Raw genomic sequence first — 21,677 nt, 5'->3', positions numbered from 1 at the left:
CTCCGGGGCCCTCCCGCTAGAGCGGGAACGACGTACCGGTCATCTCCTCGGACAGGTCCCACAGCCGCCGGGCCATCTCGGTGTCGCGCGCGGCGGCGCTCCTCTTGGACGGGCCGGGCGCCCCGTTCACGAACAGGCCGGTGGGTCCGGCGAAGAACGCTCCGGGAACGTCCTGCGTTGCGGCGTAGACCGTGGGCAGTGCCCCACTGTGCGCGCTCTGGGCGAAGATCCGGTTGCCGATCCGCAGGAGCCCGTCCTGCAACGCGTTCTCGCTGCGGCCCTGGAGGTTGGTGGCGGCGTAGCCGGGGTGCGCGGCGGTGGCCAGCACCGAGGAGCCCACCTCGTCGAGCCTGCGCTGGAGTTCCAGGGTGAACAGGAGGTTGGCCAGTTTGGACTGCCCGTAGGCCCGGTAGGGCGTGTAGCGGCCCTCCAGGTTGGGGTTCTCGAAGTCGATCCGGTTGACCGATCGGTGCAGGCCGGAGGAGACGGTGACCACGCGTCCGGTGACGTGTTCGAGGAGGAGGTTGGTGAGGGCGAAGTGGCCCAGGTGGTTGACGCCGAACTGGGTCTCGAAGCCGTCACTGGTGCGGGACTCGGGGATCGCCATGAGTCCGGCGTTGTTGATCAGGAGTTCGAGGTCGCCCCGCCAACCGTCGGCGAACTCGCGGACCGAGGCCAGGTCGGCGAGGTCGAGGCGGCGGACCTCGGTCGTCCCCGGGATCTCGGCGGCGGCTCGTTCCCCCTTGGCGGTGTCGCGGACCGCCAACACCACGCGAGCGCCGCGTCCGGCCAGGACCCTGGCGGTCTCCAGGCCCAGTCCGCTGTTGGCGCCGGTGATGACGGCGGTCCTGCCGGTCAGGTCGGGCAGGCTCACGCTGGTTGTGCTCATGTCCCCAAACTAGGGAGCACTCCTGAAGTTGTCAATGACAACAATGCTGGCATTGCAAACATCGGGCTATGCTGGGTGGCATGCCTGACCGCCCCTACCACCACGGCGACCTCCGCTCCACCCTGTTGAGCAGCGCCGAACGCACCCTGGCCCAGCGCGGCCCCGGGGCCCTCTCCCTGCGCGAACTCGCCCGCGAGGCCGGTGTCAGCCACGCGGCGCCCGGACGACACTTCAAGGACAAGCAGGCCCTGCTCGACGCGCTCGCCCTCAACGGTTTCCGGCGACTCCAGGCCTCACTCGAACGCGCCAGAGCGGAACAGGACCACGCCGGGTCGGACACCGGGGACTACCTCCTGGGGCTGGCCCGCGCCTACGTGGGCTTCGCCATGTCCAACGCGGCCCTGCTGGAACTGATGTACGCGCGCAAGCACGACAGCGACGTCTCCGACCAGCTCGCCGCCGCCGTCGGGGACATGATCGCCATCGTCCTGGACGCCATCTCCGAGGGGCAGCGCGCGGGGGAGATCATCGAGGGCGACCCCACGGCCATCGCCTTCACGGTGGCCTCCACCCTGCACGGGTTCGCCTCGTTCAGCGGCGACGAGAACACCGAGGACGTCGACGAGTCCCTGCGGAACGTGGTCCGGCTCCTGATGACCGGGCTCAGCCCTCGCTGAACCGGCACGTCCGGGCGGAGGCCTCCGTTCGGGAGGCCTCCGCCGGGGTCAGTCGCCGTACTCGCCGTGCAGACGCCACCAGGCGTACGGCTCGCCCTGGGGAACCCCCTCCGGGCTGTCCTCCCACAGCTCCTGGCGGCCCAGCGGGGTGAGGTCGAGCAGGCTCCAGTTGGTGCCCAGCTTCTCCACGCCCCGGCCCTGGGTGAAGTAGGTCCGGTACACGCTGGAGTCGTCCCGGATGAACACGCTCAGCCCGAAGTTCTCGCCGCCGTCCACGGTGACGCCCATGTCCTCGTTGAAGCGGCCGCCGAAGGAGGAGTACCAGGGCACCGTCCACCCCATCCGCTCACGCACGGCCGCGATCTCCGGGTAGGGGGCCCGGGACACCACGGCGAGCGTGGTGTCCCGGGCGTTGAGGTGCTCCGGGTGACCCAGGTTGTCCACGACCATGGAGCAGCCCTCGCACTGGTGGTCGGAACCGGGCGCGAGCATGAAGTGGTAGACGACGAGCTGTCGGCGCCCCTCGAAGAGGTCCGTCAGGGAGTACTCCCCGCCCGGGCCCTCGAACACGTGGTCCTCGCCGATCCGGTACCCGGGCTGCCTCCTGCGCTCGGCCGCGAGCCGGTCCTGGGCGCGGGTCAGCTCCTTCTCCTTGGCGATCAGGTCCTCGTGGGCCCTGTGCCACTCGGTCTCCGTGACCGCGTCGGGCGTGTACATGGCTTCCTCCTGGGGCGCTTCGGCGGGGCCGCTGAGGTGTGGAAGGCCACCACCGTGCCCTCCACGGTGCCATCGCCGTACGACATTCGGCCGCACGCTCGGCCGAAGGGCCGTCGTGTCGGGCCGGAGGGGGAGCGAACACACGAAGGCCCACCGGGGAGTCCCGGTGGGCCTTCGAACGTTGAAGGGCCGGTGCGGCGGTCGCCTCACGGCGGGTGGCACAACAGGGCTCCTGACCACCACTGGGGTGCGGTATTCCCTGAAGGCTTTGATTAGAGCCCGGGGGACACTTAAACCGCACCGACCCGCTCCGTGTAACGACCCCACCCCTGGTGCTATTCCGCGAGCCCGGAGAAGTTTTCCGGGCCCACCATCAGAAGGCGCCGAGCCATCAGAGGGCGCCGGGGCCGGCCGGTCAGACGCTGCTGACGGACAGCTTCACCGCGAAGCCGAGGAACAGCGCACCCGCCGCCGAGGTGGCGCCCGCCGTGAGTCGCCGCCGGCGGCCGAAGGCCGCCGCCAGCCGGGTACCGCTGAAGATCAGCACGGAGAGGTAAAGCAGGCTGAAGGCCTGGAGCAGCAGGCCCAGCACCAGGAAGGACAGCGCCGGGTACGCGTAGGCGGGGTCGACGAACTGCACGAAGAAGGAGATCAGGAAGAGGATCATCTTCGGGTTGAACAGGGACACCACGAGCGCTCGGTGGAAGGGACGTTCACCGGTGGGCGCCTCCGTCGCGTCCGCGTCGGCCGCACGCTGGTCCTCGGCTCTCTGGTGCCGTGAGGTCCAGATGGCGTGGGCCGAGCGCAGCATCCCGATGGCCATCCAGACCAGGTAGGCGGCTCCCGCGTACTTCACCACCGAGAAGAGCAGCGGGCTGGCCTGGAGCAGCGAGGCCGCACCGGCGGCCGCGAGCAACATGAGGAGGGTGTCGCCGGTGAACACACCGGCGGCAGCCCTGTACCCCGTGCGGGTACCGCTGCGCGCGGCGACGGAGAGCACGTAGAGGGAGTTGGGCCCCGGCAGGAGCACGATGAGGACGAGTCCCGCCAGGTAGGTCGGCAGGTCGGTGATACCGAGCATGGACGAAGTGTGTCATCCCGCCCACGACGGACCACACCCCGGCCGCCCCTTGCCGCCCCAGTGCCCGCCCCCGTCCGGCCCTCGTGAATCCCGGAACCGGGCCACCCCTCGCGGCCCCGGTCCCACCCCTCAGGGCCGGTCCGGTGGTCCGTCTGTACCGGGGCGGGCCGACTCCGGGTCCGCGGCTCCGGACGGCCCGGAGCCGGTGTCGGGGTCGAGGTCGGGGGAAGGGGAGCCGGACGGCCCGGTGTCGGGGTCGGCGGGTCCGTCGGCGACCGGTTCGTCGAGGGTGACCAGGTCCAGGAGCTGCCGGGCCTCCGAGAGGGCCTCGGCCAGTTCGGTCTGGCCGGTCTCCGAGACCTCGAAGAACGCCTCCTCCATCCATCCCCGGGTGGTCGCCAGCCAGGCGACCACCCGCTCGTCGCGGTCGCCGGGCGCGGTGTGCGCGACCTCGCCGACCAGTTCGACCAGCGTCCACAGCGCCTGCGGGGTGTCGCGGCCCCACCACGACGCCAGGTACGGGCCGAGTTCGTCCCCGGCCTCCGCGAGCGTCCCCCACGGCGCGAGTTCCCGGTCCTCGTCGGTGAGGCCGAGCTCCCACCAGACGGACAGGCAGGCCCGGAGCGACGCGCGCTCGTCCTCTGGCCAGTCGGTCCACCCGGCCTGGCGGAGTTTGGCGAAGAGCCCGTGGAGGTCCGCGTCACCGCGGAGGGAGAGTTCCAGAAGTCTGGGCAGGAAGTGGCGCAGGTCATCCACGTCGCCCCACGTGTTCAGGGCCTTGTGGGAGAACCGGCGCAGCCGCTCGGCGTCGAGCTCCCGCAGCGGAGCCCCGAGCAGGTCATGGTGGTCGTTCTCGGTGACGCAGTGCTGACACCCCTCCACCCTCGCGGGTCGGGGGTAGCGCGCGAACACCCGGTACACGTCCTCGATCTCGCTCTGCACGCCCCCAGGATGGCCCAACGGCCCCCGGCACCGCTACGGGTGTCGGGGGCCGTGTCGGATCGGAACGGGTCGGGTTCACCCCGCGGGCGGGCCTCCGGACAGGCCCACCCCGGCGAGACGCTCCTGGTCAGCCGCACGCAGGCCACCATGTCCAGCAGGATCGGCCCGACCGGCCAGGGGCGACGAAGGCGTCCGGAACGTGGTGTCAGAGCCCCGGCGGAGGGCGGACCGCGTCCGTGGCCGACACGGACACCGCGAACCAGCGCACCTTCCTCCGCCACCGAGGACCCGCCCACCGAGCCCCGTCAGCGAGGACGGCGCGTCGCCCTCCCACCCGCTGTCCTCGGATCTTCGCTGCCTCACCCGGTGACACGACCCGCGACGGGGGCGCCCCTCAGCGCTCAGCCGACGCAGTCGCAGTGCGGAACCACCACGTTCAACACCGTGGCCAGCACCGTGAGTGCGAGCGGCAGCAGCACCAGCAGAGCTGCGACGGCGTAGGAGCCCGCTCCGGCGGTGGACCGGTCCGGCCGCACCTGCCGGTGCACCCGGCGCACCGGGCAGGCGCCGGTCACCGACAGCGCCGGTTCCGATCCCCCGGTTCCCGCCGCCGCCATGATCCCCAGGGCGTGGGCGACGGCGCGCGGGCCCGCCTCCCGGGCCGCGCGGTCGTCGGCCACCCACTCCACGAGTTCGGGGACCTCCCGGGCGGCCGCGCGCAACAACGGGACCCCGGGGAAGGCGGCGTCGAGCAGTCTGGTCCAGGTGACCAGGAGGTGGTGGCGGCCGTCCAGATGGGCCCGCTCGTGGGCCAGGACCGCACGGAGTTCCGGCCCGGTCAGCTGGTCGAGGGCTCCCCGGGTGACGACGATCCCCAGGCGGCGGCCGGGCACGCAGTAGGCGGCCGGTTCGGGGCGCTCCAGCAACCAGACCCGGTCCAGGTGCAGAGTGCGGCGGTCTCCGGTGGCCGCGAGGGTCCGGCCGTGCTCGCGGGTCCAGGCGCGTCGCCTCCGGGCACGGCGCGCGGCCGTCCACGAGAGGCGGGCCAGGCCCAGGGCGCCGAGCAGTCCCGCGACCGCGACCCCGCCCTCCGCGCCGTTCTGCTGGACCGCCTGGAAGAGATCCACGCACGCGGCGACGAACGCCTTCACACCCGGGCCCATCACCTTGGTGGCCAGGGTGGCGAGCAGGACCGCGCAGGCCAGCAGCCACACGACGGTGGTGAGCGTCCAGAGCGCGAGCATCGCCCGTGCGCTGGCGCCCCGGCCCTCATGGAAGGCGCGCAGGGCACGGGGCCCCGCCGTGCTCCACAGCAGGACCACCGCCAGGGAGGCCAGGGACCAGGTCACGGTTCCTCTTGCCGGGGGATGTCGGCGAGCAGATCGCGGAGGAGGTCGAGGTCGCGGGGGTCCATCCGGTCCACGAAGCGCAGCAGGGCCACCTGGGAGTCGCCGCTGTCGTCCAGGGCCCCGTGCATGCGGTCGGCCGCGTGGGAGGCCCGGTCGCGCAGCGCGCGGTAGAACCACAGGCGGCCGGTGCGTTCCCGGTCGACCCACTCCTTGCGGCGCAGGTTCTCCAGGACCGTGGAGATGGTGGTGTAGGCCGGTTCGCGCTCGGCCAGGCCGTCGACCACCTCGCGCACGCTGAGGGGCCGTCCGGCGGCCCACAGGACCGCCATCACCGCGGACTCCAGTGACCCGAGTCCCGGAACCGTGTTACTCATGGCCCACCGTTCGTCATGCGCTTCTCCGTCCAAGAATAGGCAACCCGGCCCGCCGTTCAGCTGACCGCCAGCGCCGCGAGCACGCCGCCCCCGTTCCCGGGGACCCGCAGGACGGCGGGGCCGCCGGGGAGCGCGGCCACCGGTGTCAGGTCCGAGGCCTCCGAGGGGAGCTCTGCGGCGACCCCACCGGTGGCCGCGTCGACCGCGCGACCCGCCCCGCTCTCGGCGGCGGTGTACAGGGTGTCCCCGACCAGACCGGCGAGCCGTTCGCCCGGCCGGGTGGGCAGTTCCCATGCCGGTTCGGGGTCCGTCGCGGCCAGCCCGTACAGCCTGGCCTCCCCTTCCCCGGCCGGGGCGGCCAGGACCACCGTGCGGTCCAGGCCGTCGCCGAGCAGGCGGGGGCGTACGTCGGGGGCGAGGGTCAGCAGGCGTTCACCGGTCCGCAGGTGGTGCACCGTGTACAGGAGCACCTCCCGGTCGTCGTCCGCGCCCGCTCCCCCGACCTCGTCGGCCGCCGTCCACTCCAGGACCACGGCGGCGCCGGAGTCGCTGGAGGGGCGGGGGCCGTACCCGACCGAGACCGGCCGGTCGCCCAGCTCGTCCGGGACCGTGAGGTCGGCGTGGGTCCACAGTTCCCCCTGCTCCGAACCGAGGGCCCGCAGCTCGCCGTCCCGGTACAGCAGCAGCGTGCCGTGGTGTTCGTGCAGGACGGTGTCCCCGTCCTCCTCGTCGGCGACCACCTCCCCGGTGCCCACCGCCAGCGCCGCCTTCGGACCACTCGCCTCGGTCATCACGCTGCCCGCCAGAGCGGCGAACACCAGCCCGGGACCGACCAGAGTCCCCGGTACCTCGGTCGGTCCCCAAAGGCGCTCCCCGGTGTCCGGGTCGTGGGCGGAGGCGGTGGTCACGAAGGCGCGGACGCCCCCGTCGGGATCGGGCTCGCGGTCCAGCAGCACCACGAACTCCGCACCGCCCTCCTCCGCGCGCGCCACGGTGAACCCGGTGCAGCTGGGGTCCCGTTCGGTGGCCCAGCGGGTGACCCCGTCCCGGTCCACTCCCAGGAAGTGGAGTGGCCCTCCCGCCTTCTCCTGTGACACACCGACGAAGGAGGAACCCGCCGCCCGGGGCTCGGAGGAGAAGGGCGCCGTCCACAGGGCCGGTCCCTCCAGGGGGTACGGCAGCGCACCGGCGACGGAGGGCGGGGGCGTGGCCGGGGTGTCGCGCGGTTCGACGTCGGGGATCGGTCGGGGGACGCAGGCCGTGACCAGGAGGAGGGCGGCCCACGGTGCGGCCAGGGAAGCTGTCCGCACCGTGGGGAACCGCGCGCTACTCCGCACGCCCCGCCGTCCGGCCGGGGTTCCGGGAGTCCTCCTGCGCGTCCGCATCCGGTCCCGTCCCCTCGGCCCCCGCCACCGCGATCCCCGCCTCATCCGGCCCCGCGACCTCGGCCTCCTCGTCCCCGGCGGTCCGGCGCCGGGAGAGGACGGTGCCGACCGTCACCAGGACCACCAGCACGGCCAGCGCCCCGAGGGCGACCAGGTCGGTGCTGGTGCCCAGTCGCGCGAAGACACCCTGGGCACGGTCGGCGGTCTCCGCCATCCAGCCCGCGCCGGGGAGCGAGGTCATCGAGGCGGTGCCGTCGAAGGCCACGAACAGCACGCCGATCCCCACGAACAGGCCGCCGGACAGCAGCGCCGTGGTGTGCGTACGCAGCGGGCCCAGCTCGACGGTGCGTCCGCGCAGCCAACGCCGTCCGCCCAGGTCGAAGTGGTCCCAGAGCAGCGCCAGGAAGAACATCGGCAGGACCATGCCCAGCGCGTAGGCGGCCATCAGGAGCATGCCCCGGACGGGCGTCCCGGTCGCCGCCACGGTGAGCACCGCGCCCAGGATCGGCCCGGAGCAGAACCCGGCCAGACCGTAGACGGCGCCCAGGCCCAGGACGGACACGCTTCCCCGGCCCCCGGCGAACCGGCTCTGTGCCCGGGCCAGGACACCCCAGGTGAAGCCGAGCCCGAGGATCTGCGCGACACCGAAGGCGATGATCACGCCGCCCGCCACCGAGATGAGCAGGTCGCGGTGCCCGTAGAAGAGCACGCTCACCATGGCCGAGCCCGCGCCGAGCGGAACCAGGGTCAGGCAGAGCCCGACGTAGAAGACCCCGGTACGCAGCAGGAGCTGACCGGTGTCACGGAAGGCGTACGCGAAGAACGACGGCAGGAGCAGCGCGCTGCACGGGCTGAGCAGCGCCAGCAGTCCGCCGAGGATCGCGGCGACGAAGCCGATGTCCAACACCCGTCACTCCCCGGCTGCGGCGAGGGCGGTGTCCACGCTCCGGACGAACACGTCCAGGGGTTGCGCGCCCATGATCGGGTCACCGTTGACGATGAAGGCGGGGGTGGCGCTGACCCCGATCTGCTGGCCCTCCATGAAGTCGTGGCTGACCTCGATCCTGCTCCGCTCGGAGTCGAGGTCCTCGTGGAAGCGGTCGGCGTCGAGGCCGAGGTCCGCGATGATGCCGTCGAGGACCTCGTCCGGGTCGTCGGCGGACTTGAGTTCGTCCTGCTGCGCGAACACCGCCTCCTGGTACTCCCAGAACGCCTCCTGCTCCCCGGCCGCGGTCGCCCCGAGGGAAAGCGTGTTGGACAGGTCGCCCAGGTAGGGGAACTCCCGCCACTCGATCCGCAGGTCGCCCGAGTCCACGTACCGCTCAACCAGCTCGGGCTGGGTCTCCTGGGCCCAGGAGGCGCAGTAGGGGCAGGCGAAGTCCGAGTAGGCGACCAGGACCACGGGGGCGTCCGCGCTGCCCAGGGACATCGGGTCGTCGGCGGATCGCCGAGCCAGGGCCTGGCCCCACTCGCGCTGTTCGGCGTCGATGTGGTCGACCGCCGAGGCCTCGTTGGAGGTCGCCTGTTCGTCTCCCCCGCCCTCCAGTCGCAGGCCCACGACCACCGCGACCACCAGGGCCGCCACCACGGCGCCGCCGATCAACAGCGGTGACGGCCCGCCCTTCCCCGTGCCCTTCCGTGTGGCCGATCCCCTGGTCCCGGCGTCCTTGCGGCCCGAGTCCTGCGGTTTCCTGGCGTCCTTCGGCATGCCGCTCCCCCGTTTTCTATGACAGATAGAGAGTACTCTAAGCTCCATAGAAAAGCGCGGGGGCATGCCGGTACGAGCCCCGCGCCCACTCTCCCGGAAGGACGGACCGATGCGCGACTGGGGAACCCGCCAGTGGGTGACGGCGGCGGCCGGGACGGCGCTGACACTGCTGGTCCTGGGTCTGCCGGCGGTGCTCATCCCCAACGGCCTCTTCGCCCGTGAGATCGAACCCACGTGGTGGTCCCATCCCGTCTGGGTGGCCACCTCGATCCTGTCCGGGCTGCTTCTGGCCACCTACACCCGCCCCGTCCCCGAGGGCTCCGACGGGCCGGGTGGCGTGCGCGGACTCGGCGGGGGGCTCCTCGCCTGGTTCGCGATCGGCTGCCCGGTCTGCAACAAGATCGTCCTGCTGGCGCTGGGCACCAGCGGTGCGATGGCCTGGTTCGCGCCGCTCCAGCCCCTGCTCGCCGCCGCGGGACTCGTGCTGCTGACCCTGGCGCTGCGGGCCCGGCTCCGAGCGAACGCCTCCTGCCCCGTGCCGGACTCCGTCGGATAGTCACGCCGGGGTTCGGTTAACCCGGGCTCCCAGCGGAAACAGTGGGGGGACACCCCCACGCACCGGAGCGAGGCCGCCCAGGCGGAGAGGTAGGAAGGACATGGCCGGCAACAGAGGAGTCGTCTACCAGGGCCCAGGAAGGGTCGAGGTCGAGGACATCGCGTATCCGGACTTCGTGCTCCACGACGGGCCCGGGGTCAACCCGGCGAACGTGGGGCGCGAGGTCCCGCACGGCGTGATCGTGAAGGTCGTCGCCACCAACATCTGCGGCAGTGACCAGCACATGGTCCGGGGCCGCACCACCGCGCCCCAGGGCCTGGTCCTGGGCCACGAGATCACCGGAGAGGTGGTCGAGAAGGGTCCCGACGTCGAGTTCGTCCAGGTGGGCGACCTCGTCTCGGTCCCGTTCAACATCTCGTGCGGCCGCTGTGTGAACTGCAAGGCCCGGCACACGGAGATCTGTCTCAACGTCAACCCGGACCGGCCGGGCTCGGCCTACGGGTACGTGGACATGGGCGGCTGGGTCGGCGGGCAGGCGCAGTACGCGCTGGTGCCCTACGCGGACTGGAACCTGCTGAGGTTCCCCGACCGCGACCAGGCCCTGGAGCACATCCTGGACCTCACGATGCTCTCGGACATCTTCCCGACCGGCTACCACGGTTGTGTCACCGCCGGTGTGGGCGTGGGGTCGACGGTCTACGTGGCGGGCGCCGGACCGGTGGGACTCGCGGCCGCCGCATCCGCGCAGCTGCTGGGCGCGGCGGTGGTGATCGTCGGCGACCTCAACGACGAACGGCTCGCCCAGGCGCGCGGGTTCGGCTGCGAGACGATCAACGTCGCCGCGGGTGACCCCGGTGACCAGATCGAGCAGCTGCTCGGCACACCGGCCGTGGACTGCGCCGTGGACGCCGTCGGGTTCGAGGCGCACGGAACCGGCGCGCAAGCCACTGAGGAGGCGCCCGCGAGCGTTCTGAACACGGCGATGGACGTCACCAAGGCCGGCGGGGCCATCGGCATCCCCGGCCTGTACGTGACGGGCGACCCGGGCGCGGCCGACGAGGCTGCCAAGGTGGGTTCGCTGTCGATCCGCTTCGGCCTCGGCTGGTCGAAGTCGCACGCCTTCTTCACCGGCCAGTGCCCGGTGATGAAGTACCACCGCGAACTGATGACGGCGATCCTCAACGACCGCGTCCGGATCGCCGACGCGGTCAACGCCGTCGCGATCCCGTTGGAGGACGCGCCCGAGGGCTACCAGTCCTTCGACAAGGGAGCGGCGAGCAAGTACGTGCTCGACCCGAACGGCTACCTGAGCACGGGCTGACGGCACGGCGAGCGGTCTCGGCCGCTCGCTCCGACCACCGCTCTCCGGCGCTGCCCGGAGAGCGGGCTACTCCCCGGAGATCAACCGGGACACGTAGAGCACCGCCCCGGCGGCGAGGGCGGCGATGCCCATCGAGGCCACAAGGGAGGCCAGTCCGAGGATCACCCCCTCCAGGGCGACCCAGGACTCCAGGAAGTCCCGGGTGGCGGTCCGCGAGAGCACGAACACACCCATGAAGACGACGAACGCGATGATCGGGGAGAGCTTGTCCACCCGTTCATTATGCGAGGGTCGCACCGGTCCTCACACCAGCACAGCACTCACCCCATGCGTCACCGTTCGTCCGAAATCCCGGTGTTTCCCCAGGTCGACATGGTTCGTCCGGGCTTGTGAGCGGGTACCACCCGACTGTGGCCAGCCTGGGGGAGGCCGGTCGTCGAACCGTGGGGGAGAACGAATGCGCGCCACCATCGGAGACCAGTTGCACACACACGGGGTCACCAGCTCCAAGGGCGAGCACGAGGCGGAGATCATCGACGTCCTCGGGCCGGACGACGGCCCGCCCTACATGGTCCGCTTCGCCGACGGTGAGGAGCGGGTCATCTACCCCGGGCCCCGGACCGTCGTGCTCCCCCGGACTCCGAGCGACTGACGTCTCCGCCCGAGGCACCACACCAGACGCGTGTCGCGGGACGAGAACGGACAAGGACCCCTCCGGCCCGAGTGCAGGTCGGGCCGGAGGGGTCGGTACCGGGGCGTGCGCGGCGGCGGTGGAGCGTGCCCGGCCGGGGGTCGAGCGTGGGCGCGCGGTCCGAAGGCGTGCGTCGTGCGGTCAGCCGAGGAGACGGGGTCCGGCGCCGACCCCCGTGGGTGGGGGTCGGCGCCGGACGTTCAGTGCTCCCCGGTCCGGTCGGAGAGGTGGGGCGCGATGACGTCGCCGAAGGCGCGCACACAGCCCCGGACCACGTCCGCGAACGGCGCGTCCCACACCTGCTGGTGGAACACCTCGATCTCGATGTCCCCCCGGTACCCGGTCGCTTCGACCGCGCGGGTCAGGGAGGCGAAGTCGATGTGGCCCTCGCCCGGCAGGCCCCGGCCCAGGAGCGCGCCCTCGGGCACCGGTGTGAGCCAGTCGCACACCTGGTAGGAGGTGATCCGGCCCTCCGCCCCGGCCCGCGCGATCATCGGCAGCACCTGTGGGTCCCACCACACGTGGTAGGTGTCCACGACCACCCCGGCCGTCTCCGGGTCGAGGTCGGCGACCAGGTCGAGGGCCTGTCCGAGGGTGGAGACCACCGCGCGGTCGGCGCAGAACATCGGGTGCATCGGTTCGAGTCCGAGACGCACCCCGCGCGCCCGCGCCTCCGGTTCCAGGGCCGACAGCGCCGCGCGGACCCGGTCCCGGGCCGCCGCGAGGTCCCTGTCTCCTGGCGGAAGCCCCCCGACGACGAGCACGAGCACCGGCGCCGAACCCGGGGCCCCGGCCTCGGCCAGCGCGGCGGTCTCGTCCAGCGCCCGCAGGTTCTCCTTCCACTGTTCGTCGGCGGTGCCCGGGTCCGTGACGAACCCGCCCCGGCACAGGCTGGAGAAGCGCAGCCCGGAGTCGGCCAGGCGGGCGGCGGCCTCGGTCAGGCCCGCCTCCGCCACCCGGTCGCGCCACAGTCCCACCGCACCGACCCCGGCGGCGACGGCGTGGTCGACGGTGGTCGCCAGGTCCGCCCTCTTGATGGTGGCCTGGTTGAGCGAGAACCGTTCGGTACCCGCCTTGGGCGTACTCACGTCCGTGCCTGCCTCTCCTCGGTCACACCGTGTGTCAGCAGCAGGTTCCGCCACCGCCGCGCGGCGAGCGCGGGGTCGGCCAGCGCCCCGCAGGCGTCGGCCAGTTCGATGACCCTCGCCAGGTGCGGCAGGCTGCGGGCGGAGTGCAGGCCGCCCACCATCGACCAGCCCGGCTGGAGCCCGTTGAGCCAGGCCAGGAAGGCCACCCCGGTCTTGTAGTACTGGGTGGGCGGCGCGAAGACCTGCCGGGACAGCTCCTCGGTGGGTCCGAGGACGCGGCGGTAGGCGTCGGTGTCCCCCGCCTCCAGGGCAGTCAGCGCCGCCGACGCCTGCGGGGTGACGGCCGCGAACGCGCCCAGGAGGGCGTCCGAGTGGTGTTCGCCGTCGCCGAGGATCAGGTCCACGTAGTTGTAGTCGTCGCCGGTGTACATCCGGACCCCGTCCGGCAGCCGGGAGCGCAGTCGGCGTTCGGCCGCCGCGTCCAGCAGGGAGAGCTTGATCCCGGCGACCCGGTCCGCGTGCTCCTCGATGACGCCCACCACGGTGTCCATGGCCTCGGCCGTGTCCCGTGACCCGAAGTACCCGGCCAGGCGGGCGTCGAAGGCCTCGCCCAGCCAGTGCAGGACCACCGGGGTGCGGGCGGCCCCGAGGACCTCGGCGTAGACCTTCGCGTAGTCGGTGGCGTCGCGGGCGGCCGCGGCGAGGTGCCTGCTGGCCATGAGCACGGCCCCGGAACCGGTGGACTCCACGTGTTCGAGCTGTTCTCGGTAAGCGCTTACCACCTGGGCGAGGGACACCGGTGCGTCCGGGAGCTGGTCGGTGTTGACCCCCGACACGACGAGGTCGCGCGTGGGCACGCCGTGCTCCCGCCCGAACTCCGTGGCGGCTCGCGCCGTGCGCTCCACCAGTTCACGGGTGGCGGCGTAGTCGAGCCCCATGTTGCGCTGGGCGGTGTCCATCGCCTCGGCGACACCCAGGCCCAGGTCCCACACCCGTCGGCGGAACCCCAGGGTGGAGTCCCAGTCCACCTCGGCGGGGGCGCCGGGCACGTTGTTCCCCCAAGGCAACGGCACCACATGGGCGGCGGCGTAGACCGACCGCACCCGGTGGTGTCCGCGCGGCCGGACCTTCTCCGGCGCGGCCGCGAGCGTGAGCCGGTCGACGCGGCCCGAGGAGCGCGGCAGCAGCACCTCCGGAGCGGAGCCCGAGTCGGCCGCCTCCGCAGGAGGCCCGGAAGGGTCGGGACCCGCCGTCATCGCCCCGCCTCCGCGTCGTCACCGAGCGCGATCCGACGGCCCTCGGCGGCGGATTCGAGGCCCCGCTCCGCGAGCAGCACGCCGCGCGCGGCCGAGGCGAAGTCGAACCGGTGCGGGCGGCCCGCCACGTAGTCGCGCAGGTACTCCTCCCACTGCGCCCGGAAACCGTTGCCGAACTCCGCGTTGTCGGGCACGCGGCTCCAGTCCGACCGGTAGTCGTGGGTGTCGGCGAGGTCGGGGTTCCACACCGGCCGGGGCGTCGTCTCACGGGTCTGCACCCGCCCGTTGAACAACCCCACCACGGCCGAACCGTGGGTGCCGTCCACCTGGAACTCCACCAGTTCGTCGCGGTCCACCCGCACGCACCAGCTGGAGTTCATCTGGACCACGGTGCCCTCGCCCACCTCGAAGATCGCGTAGGCGGCGTCGTCGGCGGTCGCCGCGTAGGTGGCACCGCGTTCGTCGACCCGCTCGGGGATGTGCGTGGCGGTGTGCGCGTACACCGAGCGCACCGGGCCGAAGAGGTGCTCGAAGACGTAGTTCCAGTGCGGGAACATGTCCACCACGATCCCGCCGCCGTCCTCCTTGCGGTAGTTCCAGCTGGGCCGCTGGGCGGGCTGCCACCCGCCCTCGAACACCCAGTAGCCGAACTCGCCACGGACCGAGAGGACCCGGCCGAAGAAGCCGGAGTCGACCAGCCGCTTCAGCTTGAGCAGCCCCGGCAGGTACAGCTTGTCGTGCACCACGCCGTTGTGCAGGCCCGCGCGCTCGACCTCCCGGGCCAGCTCCTCGGCCTCAGCGTGGGTCTCGGCGGTCGGCTTCTCGCTGTAGATCGCCTTGCCCGCCGCGATGGCCCTGCGCAGGGCGGGGACCCGGGCGCTGGTGAGCAGGAAGTCCGCGTAGACGCCCAGCCCGTCGTCGGAGAGCGCGGCGTCCAGGTCGGTGGTGTACTCGTCGACGTCGTGCCGCAGGGCGATGCGGTCGAGCTTCTCCTTGTCGCGCCCCACGAGGACGGGGCGGATCGGTACCCGGGAGCCGTCGGGCAGGGCGAGCCCGCCCTCGTCCCGGATGGCGAGGATGGACCGCACCAGGTGCTGGCGGTAGCCCATGCGGCCGGTGACACCGTTGAGGATGATCCCGATCGTCTGTGTCGTCATGTCGTGCAGGTCCTGTCCAGTTGCGGTCGGTCGACCGTGGGCTCGGGGGTCAGTCGGCGGTGGCGGTGGAGCCCAGGAGTTCGCGGATCCGGGCGGTCACGCGCTGGAACTCGGGGTTCTCCAGGGTGGGTTCGTACTCGCGGTGGCCGGGGATGGCGATGTCGAACTCCTCGATCACGCGGCCGGGGCGCGGCCCCATGACCACTGAGCGGGAGGCCAGGTACACGGCCTCGGCCACCGAGTGCGTCACCAGCACCACCGTCATGCCGGTGGCCTCCCAGATGCGACGCAGCTCGACGTTCATGTTCTCCCTGGTCAGCGCGTCGAGGGCGCCGAAGGGTTCGTCCATGAGCAGCACGTCGGGTTCGTGCAGGAGAGCGCGGCAGAGGGAGACGCGCTGCTGCATGCCACCGGAGAGCTCGAAGGGCATGGCCTTCTCGAATCCGGTCAGGCCGGTCATCTCCATCAGCTCGTCGGTGCGCTTGCGCGCCCACGCCTTGGGGAGCCCGCGCATCTCGGCCTGGAAGAGGATGTTGTCGCGGGCGTTGCGCCAGTCCAGGAGCGCCGCTCTCTGGAAGACGAACCCGACGTCGCGGCGGGGCCCCGTCACGGGGGTTCCCCTCAGCGTCACACCACCGGCGCTGGTCCCGGTCAGCCCGGCGATCACCCGCAGCAGGGTGGACTTCCCGCAGCCGGAGGGGCCCGCGATGCTGAGGAACTCACCGTGCTGGATGGTGAGGTCGATGCCGCTGAGCGCGTGCACCGTGCGGTCCTTGGTCTGGAAGGTGACGTCGACCCCGTGGATGTCGACCATCGGCCCCGGGTCCTGAGGGGGACCGGCACCCGCGCCGTCCCGGGCGCGGTCGGCTGTCCTGGCGAACATGCTCACTGTCCTTCCGTGGTGAAGGAGGCGTCGAAGTACGTGCCGGTCTCCTTGGCCTCGTTGATCAGCCCGGCCTCGGCGAGGACCTCGATGGTCTGCCGCCAGTCCTCCTCCGAGGTGTGGCCGGGCTCCAGGCCCTCGCTGTTCTCGGTGTGGAGGAGCTCGATGGTCCCCTGCCACTGCTCCAGGAGGACCTCGCCGCTGGGCATCTGCGGGTTCTGACCCTCCATGGAGGCGACCGCGTCCTCCGGCGCCTCCTGCGCGGCGGTGAAGGCCGCCGAGGTGGCCGTGACCATGCGCTGGACCAGGTCGGGGTCGTCCGCGATGGTCGAGGAGTGGGCGAGCAGGCCGTTGCTGAAGAAGCTCAGACCGGCGTCGGAGTAGCGCAGGTAGTTGACCTCCTTACCGCTCTCGGCGGAGATCTTGGGGCCCTGGTCGTGGCCGAAGCCGATGAGCGCGTCCACCTGGCCGGAGATCAGCGCCGCGTTCTTGCCCGCCGAGTCGAGGTTCTGCTGCTCGACGTCGTCCTCGGTGAGCCCGACCGCCTCCAGGTACATGGGGAAGGTGAGGGTGACCGCGTCTCCGGCGGAGACCGCGATGGTTCGGCCCTTGAGGTCGTCCGGCCCGGAGATGTCGGTCTCCGCGAAGTACTGCACGGCGGCGGGGGTGGACTGGAGGTAGACGCCCACGGAGCGCACGTCCACGCCCTCGTCCACGTTCGCCAGCAGGGCGGGGGTGTCGGCCCAGCCGAAGTCGAAGCTCTGCTGACCGATGGCCTGCACGGTCCGGGCGGAGCCCTGCCCCGCCTCGATGGTGAGGTCGATCCCGTGCTCCTCGAAGATCCCCTCCTCGACGCCGTAGTAGAAGGGGGCGTGTTCGCCGTAGGGGTACCAGTTGAGCTGCAACGTCACCGCGTCGGTGTCGCCGCCGGCGGCCGTCTCGCCGTCCCCGCCGCCGCAGGCGACGAGGGCCAGGGCGCTCACCCCGGCCGCGAGGGCGGTCAGGGCTGGGCGGGAGGTGGCGCGGTACTTCGTGGTGCGGGATTCTCGGGTGGCCATGAGGGTTCCTTCGGGTGTTCCGGGAACGGCTGGGGAGGCCTGGGAGGCCTGGGTGACCCGGGCGGTCCGGGCGCTCGGGTGCGTGGGGAGGGCGCGGGCGCCCCGGTGTGCGGGAGGGGGCGCGCGGGACGGGTGCGGGTACGCCGCCCGGGGCGGATCAGCCCCGGTTGCGGCGCGTGGCGTGCCAGGGGATGAGGAGCGTCTCGGCGACCTGGATGATCGCGAAGAGCAGGACGCCCAGCGCGGACATGATGATCAGCGCGGCGAAGAGCATGGCGGTGTCGATGTTGCCGTTGGCCTGGAGGATCACGAATCCGAGGCCGGAGTTGGCCCCCACGAACTCACCGACGACGGCGCCGGTGACGGCCAGGGTGGCGGCGATCTTGAGACCGGACAGCAGTTCGGGCAGGGCGGCCGGGAAGCGGACCTTCCAGAAGGTCTTGAGCCGCGAGGCCCCCATGGTGGAGGTGAGTTCGAGGAGTTCGGGGTCGACGGAGCGCAGGCCGCTGATCCCGGAGATCACCACCGGGAAGAAGGCCATGAGTACGGCCACGAGGATCTTCGGACTGGCGCCGAAGCCCAGCCACACCACGAACAGCGGCGCGATCGCGATCTTCGGGATGACCTGCGCGAAGAGGATCAGCGGGTAGAAGGTCTTCTCCAGTGTGGGCGAGTAGACCATCAGCACCGCGACGAGTACGCCGACCACCGCCGCGATCACGAACCCGGCGACGGTCTCCCCCGTGGTGACCAGCGTGTGGCCCCACAGGTACTCGGGGTTGTCGGTAAACGCTTTCCAAGTGTCGACCGGCGAGGGGATGATGTAGGGCTGGACCAGCCCCGTGGACGTGACGGCGAACCACACCACCACGACGAGTGCGAGGAAGGTGGCGGGATAGGCCGCCGCCGCGACCCGGCGCGAGGGACGACGTCCGCGCCCCCGCGTGCCGTCGGGGACCCGGGCGGGTGGAGGGGCTGGGGCGGACTGAGTCTGTGGAGTCATACGGACCTCGTGTCGCACTTCGGGGGATGGCGGAAGAAGCCTCGGCTATGCTGGAAAGCGCTTACCCAGACGTTCCGGGAGCGGGATAGCGCTTTCCCGTTTCCGGAATATTAAGTTCGCGTAGGTGGGGTGTCAATGCCCCCACGAGGGACGGGACGGAAAATGCGCAAGACGAGGACCAGGGCATCCAGCGGAAACCCGACCCTCACGGACGTGGCCGCACGGGCCGGGGTGTCCCTGGCGACGGCCTCCCGGGTACTCAACGACAGCGACCGCAAGGTCGGCCGCGAACACCGCGAGCGGGTCCTGCGCGCCGCGAGCGAACTCGACTACCGGACGGACCTGTCCGCGCAGGCCATGGCCCGGGGCAGCTCCCCGGTACTGGCGCTGCTCGTCAGCAGCATCGACGACCCCTACTTCTCCGCCCTGGCCGCCGGGGTCGCCGACTCCGCCCACTCCCACGGCGTGATCGTGACCATCGCGATCACCGCGCGCGACAGCGAGCGGGAGCTCACCTCGGTGCGCACGCTCCGGGGGCAGCGCCCGCGCGCGATCCTCGTGGGCGGCAGCCGCATCTCGGACAACCCCCACACTGACGCGCTCCTCGCCGAGCTGCGGGGATTCGCGGACAGCGGCGGCCGGACCCTCTTCCTGAGCCAGTCGGTGGGCGGCCTCGGCGCGGTGCACCCGGCCAACACCTCCGGGGCCAGGGAGCTCGGCACGGAGATCGCCCGGATCGGATACCGCCGCGCAGCGATGGTGACGGGCTCGGGGGCGTTGGAGACCGTGGCGGAGCGGACGGAGGGCCTGCGCCAGGGGCTCGCGACCCGTGGCGGCGGGATCTCCGTGGTCGAGAGCGACTCCTTCGACCGTTCCGGCGGCTACCGGGCCACCCTCCGACTCATCCGTTCCGGCCGGATCAGGGACGTCGACGTGTTGTGCGCGGGCAACGACTTCATGGCGGTCGGCGCGATGACAGCCCTGCGCGACAACGGGATCCAGCCCGGCCGCGACGTGGCCGTCACCGGGTTCAACGACATCGAGACCGCAGCCGACGTCACCCCCCAGCTCACGACGGTGCGGTTCCCGCTCGCCGCCATAGGACGCCGGGCCGCCGACCTCGCCCTTGATCCGAGTGCCCCGCTCACCGAGGACGTCTGCGTGCCCGGTGAGGTGATCATGCGCGACTCCTGCCCACCGCTCGCGAAGTGAAGCCGGGAAGTCCAGGCGTCGGGAAGACCCGGGGGTCCGGGCGTCCTGCGGACCCACCACGCCAGACCACCGACCTCGCCCCGCACCCGACCGCCCCGCTCACCGAGGACGCCCGCGTCCCCGGTGAGGTGATCATGCGCGGCCCCCGCTCCCACCCGCGAAGTGAAGCCGGGGAGCATAGGGGTCCGGGGGTCCAGGGTGTCCTGCGGGGCCCCACGAGGCTCGGCCAGGAGCCCTCCCCGGTTCAGTGACCCTGACCGGGGGCGTGCGACCGTTCGCGGACGAGGCCCCCGGTCACACGGGGCCTCGCCCGGATTCCACGGGAGGCCCCCTCAGAGGGGCGTCATCCGGGAATCGGGCCGGTCGAGTCGCGGACGACCAGCTCGGTGCGCACGGTCAGGACCCCGCCGGGCGGGTCCTCCCGAGCGCCGATCGCGAGCATCCCGCTGGTGCGGCCCGCGTCCGCCAGCGGTATGCGCACGGTGGTGAGCGCCGGGACGGCGTCCAGGCTGAACGGGAGGTCGTCGAAACCGGCCACCGAGACGTCCCCTGGCACGTCCAGCCCGCGTGAGCGGAGTTCGGCGAGGGCGCCCAGCGCGGCGTTGTCGTTGCCCGCGACCACCGCCGTGAGGCCGGGGGCCCGGCGCAGGAGTTCCGCCACCCCGGCCCGACCGGACTCGCGGTCGAAGTCGCTGGACGCCACCGGGCAGTCCCCCGCCGGCAGGCCCGCGTCCGCCAGGGCCCGGAGGTGCCCGTCCAGCCTCAGCCGCGAGGTCGTGCGGTGCTCCGGTCCGGTGAGGTAGCCGATGCTCCGGTGCCCCAACGAGACCAGGTGCGCGGTGAGCCCTCGGGCGCCCTCCCGGTTGTCGAAGTCGACCGCGACCACCCCTGGCAGCGGTCCACCGTCGTGGCCGGTCAGGGGCGGGCGGCCGCACAGGACGACGCGAGATCCGGTGGCGGTGAACTCGGCGACCTGGTCGACGAGGGCGTCGCGGTGGCCGGGGCCGTTCACCGATCCGCCCGTGAGCACCACGGCCCGGGCCCGCTGCCTGCGCAGGAGCCTGAGGTAGCGCAGCTCGCGTTCGGCGGAGCTGCCCGTGTTGCACACGACCGCCAGGACGTCGCCCTCGGCCATGGCGGCCTGGATTCCGCTGGCGATGACCCCGAAGAACGGGTCGGCGACGTCGTGGACCAACACGCCGATGAGGTCGGAGCTGGACGCCGCCAGGGCGCGGGCGTTGCCGTTGACCACGTAGTCCAGCTCCGCGACGGCCCGGTGGACCCGTTCCGCGGTGGCCCGGGCCACGGGGTAGTTGCCGTTGAGGACCCTGGACACCGTCGCCGGTGACACCCCGGCCCGCCGCGCCACGTCGGCGAGTGTGGTCGCCATCTCCGCCCTGGTCCCCCGTTCCGGCGCCTCCCGCCCCGCCGCTGCCACCAGCGGCTCACGGGGAGGCCCTTCCAGCAGTATGGCGAACTTCCACGCCCGGCGCAGGCGGGGAACCGATGCGAACGACCGCCTCAGGACTCCTTGACAGCGGCCGGGGACCGAACGTACTTTCTCCGAATAGAAAGCGCTTTCCCCCAAGCGATCAGGGAGCCGCGTTGAGCCAGCAACCCCAGCCGACCAGCCCTGACGCCCCGACACCGCCCCAAGGCCCGCCCGCGCTTCCCGGAGGGATCGGGCTGTCCCGGCTGCGCGTCTACGACTGGCCCGCCGCCCCGGAGTCCGACGGCCTCTGCGGCGGCACCCCGCACCTCCACCTGGCCTGCACCGAGGCGTACGCGGTGACCGGCGGTTCGGGCGCCGTGCAGACCCTCACCCCGGAGGGCTTCTCCTCCACCCCGCTCACCGAGGGCGACCTCCTCTGGTTCACACCCGGAACCGTGCACCGCCTCGTCAACCACGACGGCCTGCGCATGATCGTCCTCATGCAGAACGCGGGCCTGCCCGAGGCGGGCGACGCCGTCCTCACGTTCCCCTCCGACGTCCTGGCCGACCCGGCCGCCTACGCGCGGGCGGCCGCCCTCGACCCCGCCGACCCCGAGAGATCAGCCCGCGAAAGGCGCGAACTCGCCGTCTCCGGCTTCACCGAACTGCGGAACCGCCTGGAGTCGGGCGACACCTCCGCGCTGACCGAACTGCACGCCGCCGCCCTGTGCCTGGTCTCCGGCCACCTGCCCGCCTGGCGGGCCCGGTTCGAGCTCGGACCGGCCGCCGAGGTGGCCCGCACCGCCGCCCACCTCGACGCCCTGGCCGAGGGCGACGCCTCCCACCTGGCGTCCGCGTCGGTCCACCGGGGCGGAGCCTCCCCGGCCTGGGGCATGTG

The 21,677-nt window shown here is 72.2% G+C and carries 23 protein-coding genes; 6 read left to right on the top strand and 17 right to left on the bottom strand.

Annotated elements, in window-relative coordinates; all coding sequences use genetic code 11:
* Window positions 1-16: 16 nt before the first annotated feature.
* Window positions 17-889 (bottom strand): oxidoreductase, encoded by an 873-nt coding sequence (locus tag KBX21_RS07510; RefSeq protein WP_210841449.1) that lies wholly within the window; start codon window positions 887-889, stop codon window positions 17-19.
* Window positions 890-969: 80 nt separating this feature from the next.
* Here KBX21_RS07510 and KBX21_RS07505 point away from each other — a divergent pair, with 80 nt between their 5' ends.
* Window positions 970-1,566, top strand: a complete 597-nt coding sequence (locus tag KBX21_RS07505; protein WP_210841448.1) for a TetR/AcrR family transcriptional regulator — start codon at window positions 970-972, stop codon at window positions 1,564-1,566.
* Window positions 1,567-1,614: 48 nt separating this feature from the next.
* Here the strand turns inward: KBX21_RS07505 and KBX21_RS07500 are convergent, their stop codons facing one another.
* The 8 genes from KBX21_RS07500 to KBX21_RS07465 all read right to left on the bottom strand — a co-directional run bounded on the left by KBX21_RS07500 (window position 1,615) and on the right by KBX21_RS07465 (window position 9,122).
* Window positions 1,615-2,283, bottom strand: a complete 669-nt coding sequence (locus KBX21_RS07500) for a DUF899 domain-containing protein (protein ID WP_049569596.1) — start codon at window positions 2,281-2,283, stop codon at window positions 1,615-1,617.
* A gap of 415 nt (window positions 2,284-2,698) precedes the next feature.
* Window positions 2,699-3,364, bottom strand: coding sequence for a leucine efflux protein LeuE (leuE, locus tag KBX21_RS07495; protein ID WP_049569601.1), 666 nt, complete (start codon window positions 3,362-3,364; stop codon window positions 2,699-2,701).
* 129 nt (window positions 3,365-3,493) lie between these two features.
* Window positions 3,494-4,306: a hypothetical protein gene (locus KBX21_RS07490; RefSeq protein ID WP_049578826.1), complete on the bottom strand. Its 813-nt coding sequence runs from the start codon at window positions 4,304-4,306 to the stop codon at window positions 3,494-3,496.
* Between the two features lie 401 nt (window positions 4,307-4,707).
* The gene (locus KBX21_RS07485) at window positions 4,708-5,655 is read right to left on the bottom strand and encodes a M56 family metallopeptidase (protein WP_210841447.1); all 948 of its coding nucleotides are present in this window, start codon (window positions 5,653-5,655) and stop codon (window positions 4,708-4,710) included.
* Complete coding sequence (locus tag KBX21_RS07480; protein ID WP_049578830.1) at window positions 5,652-6,029, bottom strand: BlaI/MecI/CopY family transcriptional regulator; 378 nt, start codon at window positions 6,027-6,029, stop codon at window positions 5,652-5,654. The genes KBX21_RS07485 and KBX21_RS07480 overlap by 4 nt, the downstream gene beginning before the upstream one ends.
* A gap of 56 nt (window positions 6,030-6,085) precedes the next feature.
* Entirely contained in the window at window positions 6,086-7,339 is a 1,254-nt protein-coding gene (locus tag KBX21_RS07475) for a pyrroloquinoline quinone biosynthesis protein (protein ID WP_210841446.1), read from the bottom strand.
* Between the two features lie 16 nt (window positions 7,340-7,355).
* Entirely contained in the window at window positions 7,356-8,318 is a 963-nt protein-coding gene (locus tag KBX21_RS07470; protein ID WP_210841585.1) for a cytochrome c biogenesis CcdA family protein, read from the bottom strand.
* A gap of 6 nt (window positions 8,319-8,324) precedes the next feature.
* Window positions 8,325-9,122 carry a thioredoxin domain-containing protein gene (locus KBX21_RS07465; protein WP_234004153.1) on the bottom strand — a complete coding sequence of 266 codons (798 nt, stop codon included), beginning with the start codon at window positions 9,120-9,122 and terminating at the stop codon, window positions 8,325-8,327.
* 109 nt (window positions 9,123-9,231) lie between these two features.
* Between KBX21_RS07465 and KBX21_RS07460 the strand changes: the two genes are divergently transcribed.
* Both KBX21_RS07460 and fdhA read left to right on the top strand, forming a co-directional pair.
* On the top strand, window positions 9,232-9,678 hold the full coding sequence (locus KBX21_RS07460) for a hypothetical protein (protein ID WP_210841445.1): 447 nt from the start codon (window positions 9,232-9,234) through the stop codon (window positions 9,676-9,678).
* A gap of 100 nt (window positions 9,679-9,778) precedes the next feature.
* Window positions 9,779-10,999, top strand: a complete 1,221-nt coding sequence (gene fdhA / locus KBX21_RS07455; RefSeq protein ID WP_210841444.1) for a formaldehyde dehydrogenase, glutathione-independent — start codon at window positions 9,779-9,781, stop codon at window positions 10,997-10,999.
* Between the two features lie 66 nt (window positions 11,000-11,065).
* Here the strand turns inward: fdhA and KBX21_RS07450 are convergent, their stop codons facing one another.
* Entirely contained in the window at window positions 11,066-11,272 is a 207-nt protein-coding gene (locus KBX21_RS07450) for a hypothetical protein (RefSeq protein ID WP_017544135.1), read from the bottom strand.
* Between the two features lie 184 nt (window positions 11,273-11,456).
* Here KBX21_RS07450 and KBX21_RS07445 point away from each other — a divergent pair, with 184 nt between their 5' ends.
* Window positions 11,457-11,651, top strand: coding sequence for a DUF1918 domain-containing protein (locus KBX21_RS07445; RefSeq protein ID WP_049578837.1), 195 nt, complete (start codon window positions 11,457-11,459; stop codon window positions 11,649-11,651).
* 239 nt (window positions 11,652-11,890) lie between these two features.
* On the opposite strand, the gene KBX21_RS07440 is transcribed toward KBX21_RS07445, so the two are convergent.
* The 6 genes from KBX21_RS07440 to KBX21_RS07415 form a co-directional block, all read right to left on the bottom strand.
* Complete coding sequence (locus KBX21_RS07440) at window positions 11,891-12,778, bottom strand: sugar phosphate isomerase/epimerase (protein ID WP_049578839.1); 888 nt, start codon at window positions 12,776-12,778, stop codon at window positions 11,891-11,893.
* Window positions 12,775-14,034 (bottom strand): dihydrodipicolinate synthase family protein, encoded by a 1,260-nt coding sequence (locus KBX21_RS07435; protein WP_210841443.1) that lies wholly within the window; start codon window positions 14,032-14,034, stop codon window positions 12,775-12,777. Before KBX21_RS07435 ends, KBX21_RS07440 begins: the two co-directional genes overlap by 4 nt.
* Window positions 14,031-15,191 (bottom strand): Gfo/Idh/MocA family protein, encoded by a 1,161-nt coding sequence (locus KBX21_RS07430; RefSeq protein WP_049578843.1) that lies wholly within the window; start codon window positions 15,189-15,191, stop codon window positions 14,031-14,033. Before KBX21_RS07430 ends, KBX21_RS07435 begins: the two co-directional genes overlap by 4 nt.
* 49 nt (window positions 15,192-15,240) lie before the next feature.
* Entirely contained in the window at window positions 15,241-16,074 is an 834-nt protein-coding gene (locus KBX21_RS07425) for an ABC transporter ATP-binding protein (RefSeq protein ID WP_156208160.1), read from the bottom strand.
* Between the two features lie 2 nt (window positions 16,075-16,076).
* Window positions 16,077-17,132, bottom strand: a complete 1,056-nt coding sequence (locus KBX21_RS07420) for an ABC transporter substrate-binding protein (protein ID WP_210841442.1) — start codon at window positions 17,130-17,132, stop codon at window positions 16,077-16,079.
* Window positions 17,133-17,289: 157 nt separating this feature from the next.
* On the bottom strand, window positions 17,290-18,135 hold the full coding sequence (locus KBX21_RS07415; protein ID WP_049578845.1) for an ABC transporter permease: 846 nt from the start codon (window positions 18,133-18,135) through the stop codon (window positions 17,290-17,292).
* Between the two features lie 162 nt (window positions 18,136-18,297).
* Between KBX21_RS07415 and KBX21_RS07410 the strand changes: the two genes are divergently transcribed.
* Window positions 18,298-19,347, top strand: a complete 1,050-nt coding sequence (locus KBX21_RS07410; RefSeq protein ID WP_247665403.1) for a LacI family DNA-binding transcriptional regulator — start codon at window positions 18,298-18,300, stop codon at window positions 19,345-19,347.
* Window positions 19,348-19,690: 343 nt separating this feature from the next.
* On the opposite strand, the gene KBX21_RS07405 is transcribed toward KBX21_RS07410, so the two are convergent.
* Window positions 19,691-20,737 carry a LacI family DNA-binding transcriptional regulator gene (locus KBX21_RS07405; protein ID WP_210841441.1) on the bottom strand — a complete coding sequence of 349 codons (1,047 nt, stop codon included), beginning with the start codon at window positions 20,735-20,737 and terminating at the stop codon, window positions 19,691-19,693.
* Between the two features lie 215 nt (window positions 20,738-20,952).
* On the opposite strand from KBX21_RS07405, the gene KBX21_RS07400 reads away from it, so the two are divergent.
* The coding region (locus tag KBX21_RS07400) for a cupin domain-containing protein (RefSeq protein WP_210841440.1) at window positions 20,953-21,677 on the top strand (725 nt) is incomplete at its 3' end.

Origin of the sequence: Nocardiopsis sp. B62 (assembly GCF_018070675.1) — a bacterium.
In the GTDB taxonomy this organism is placed as follows: Bacteria; Actinomycetota; Actinomycetes; order Streptosporangiales; family Streptosporangiaceae; genus Nocardiopsis; species Nocardiopsis prasina.
This window is presented reverse-complemented; position numbering and strand designations above follow the sequence as displayed.

Excerpts from the sequence above, each read along its gene's own strand:
- leuE (WP_049569601.1), bottom strand. The coding sequence starts at position 3,364 with ATGCTCGGTATCACCGACCTGCCGACCTACCTGGCGGGACTCGTCCTC.
- KBX21_RS07435 (WP_210841443.1), bottom strand. The coding sequence starts at position 14,034 with ATGACGGCGGGTCCCGACCCTTCCGGGCCTCCTGCGGAGGCGGCCGAC.
- KBX21_RS07410 (WP_247665403.1), top strand. The coding sequence starts at position 18,298 with ATGCGCAAGACGAGGACCAGGGCATCCAGCGGAAACCCGACCCTCACG.
- KBX21_RS07445 (WP_049578837.1), top strand. The coding sequence starts at position 11,457 with ATGCGCGCCACCATCGGAGACCAGTTGCACACACACGGGGTCACCAGC.
- KBX21_RS07415 (WP_049578845.1), bottom strand. The coding sequence starts at position 18,135 with ATGACTCCACAGACTCAGTCCGCCCCAGCCCCTCCACCCGCCCGGGTC.
- fdhA (WP_210841444.1), top strand. The coding sequence starts at position 9,779 with ATGGCCGGCAACAGAGGAGTCGTCTACCAGGGCCCAGGAAGGGTCGAG.
- KBX21_RS07460 (WP_210841445.1), top strand. The coding sequence starts at position 9,232 with ATGCGCGACTGGGGAACCCGCCAGTGGGTGACGGCGGCGGCCGGGACG.
- KBX21_RS07430 (WP_049578843.1), bottom strand. The coding sequence starts at position 15,191 with ATGACGACACAGACGATCGGGATCATCCTCAACGGTGTCACCGGCCGC.
- KBX21_RS07465 (WP_234004153.1), bottom strand. The coding sequence starts at position 9,122 with ATGCCGAAGGACGCCAGGAAACCGCAGGACTCGGGCCGCAAGGACGCC.
- KBX21_RS07405 (WP_210841441.1), bottom strand. The coding sequence starts at position 20,737 with ATGGCGACCACACTCGCCGACGTGGCGCGGCGGGCCGGGGTGTCACCG.
- KBX21_RS07425 (WP_156208160.1), bottom strand. The coding sequence starts at position 16,074 with ATGTTCGCCAGGACAGCCGACCGCGCCCGGGACGGCGCGGGTGCCGGT.
- KBX21_RS07500 (WP_049569596.1), bottom strand. The coding sequence starts at position 2,283 with ATGTACACGCCCGACGCGGTCACGGAGACCGAGTGGCACAGGGCCCAC.
- KBX21_RS07510 (WP_210841449.1), bottom strand. The coding sequence starts at position 889 with ATGAGCACAACCAGCGTGAGCCTGCCCGACCTGACCGGCAGGACCGCC.
- KBX21_RS07505 (WP_210841448.1), top strand. The coding sequence starts at position 970 with ATGCCTGACCGCCCCTACCACCACGGCGACCTCCGCTCCACCCTGTTG.
- KBX21_RS07420 (WP_210841442.1), bottom strand. The coding sequence starts at position 17,132 with ATGGCCACCCGAGAATCCCGCACCACGAAGTACCGCGCCACCTCCCGC.
- KBX21_RS07480 (WP_049578830.1), bottom strand. The coding sequence starts at position 6,029 with ATGAGTAACACGGTTCCGGGACTCGGGTCACTGGAGTCCGCGGTGATG.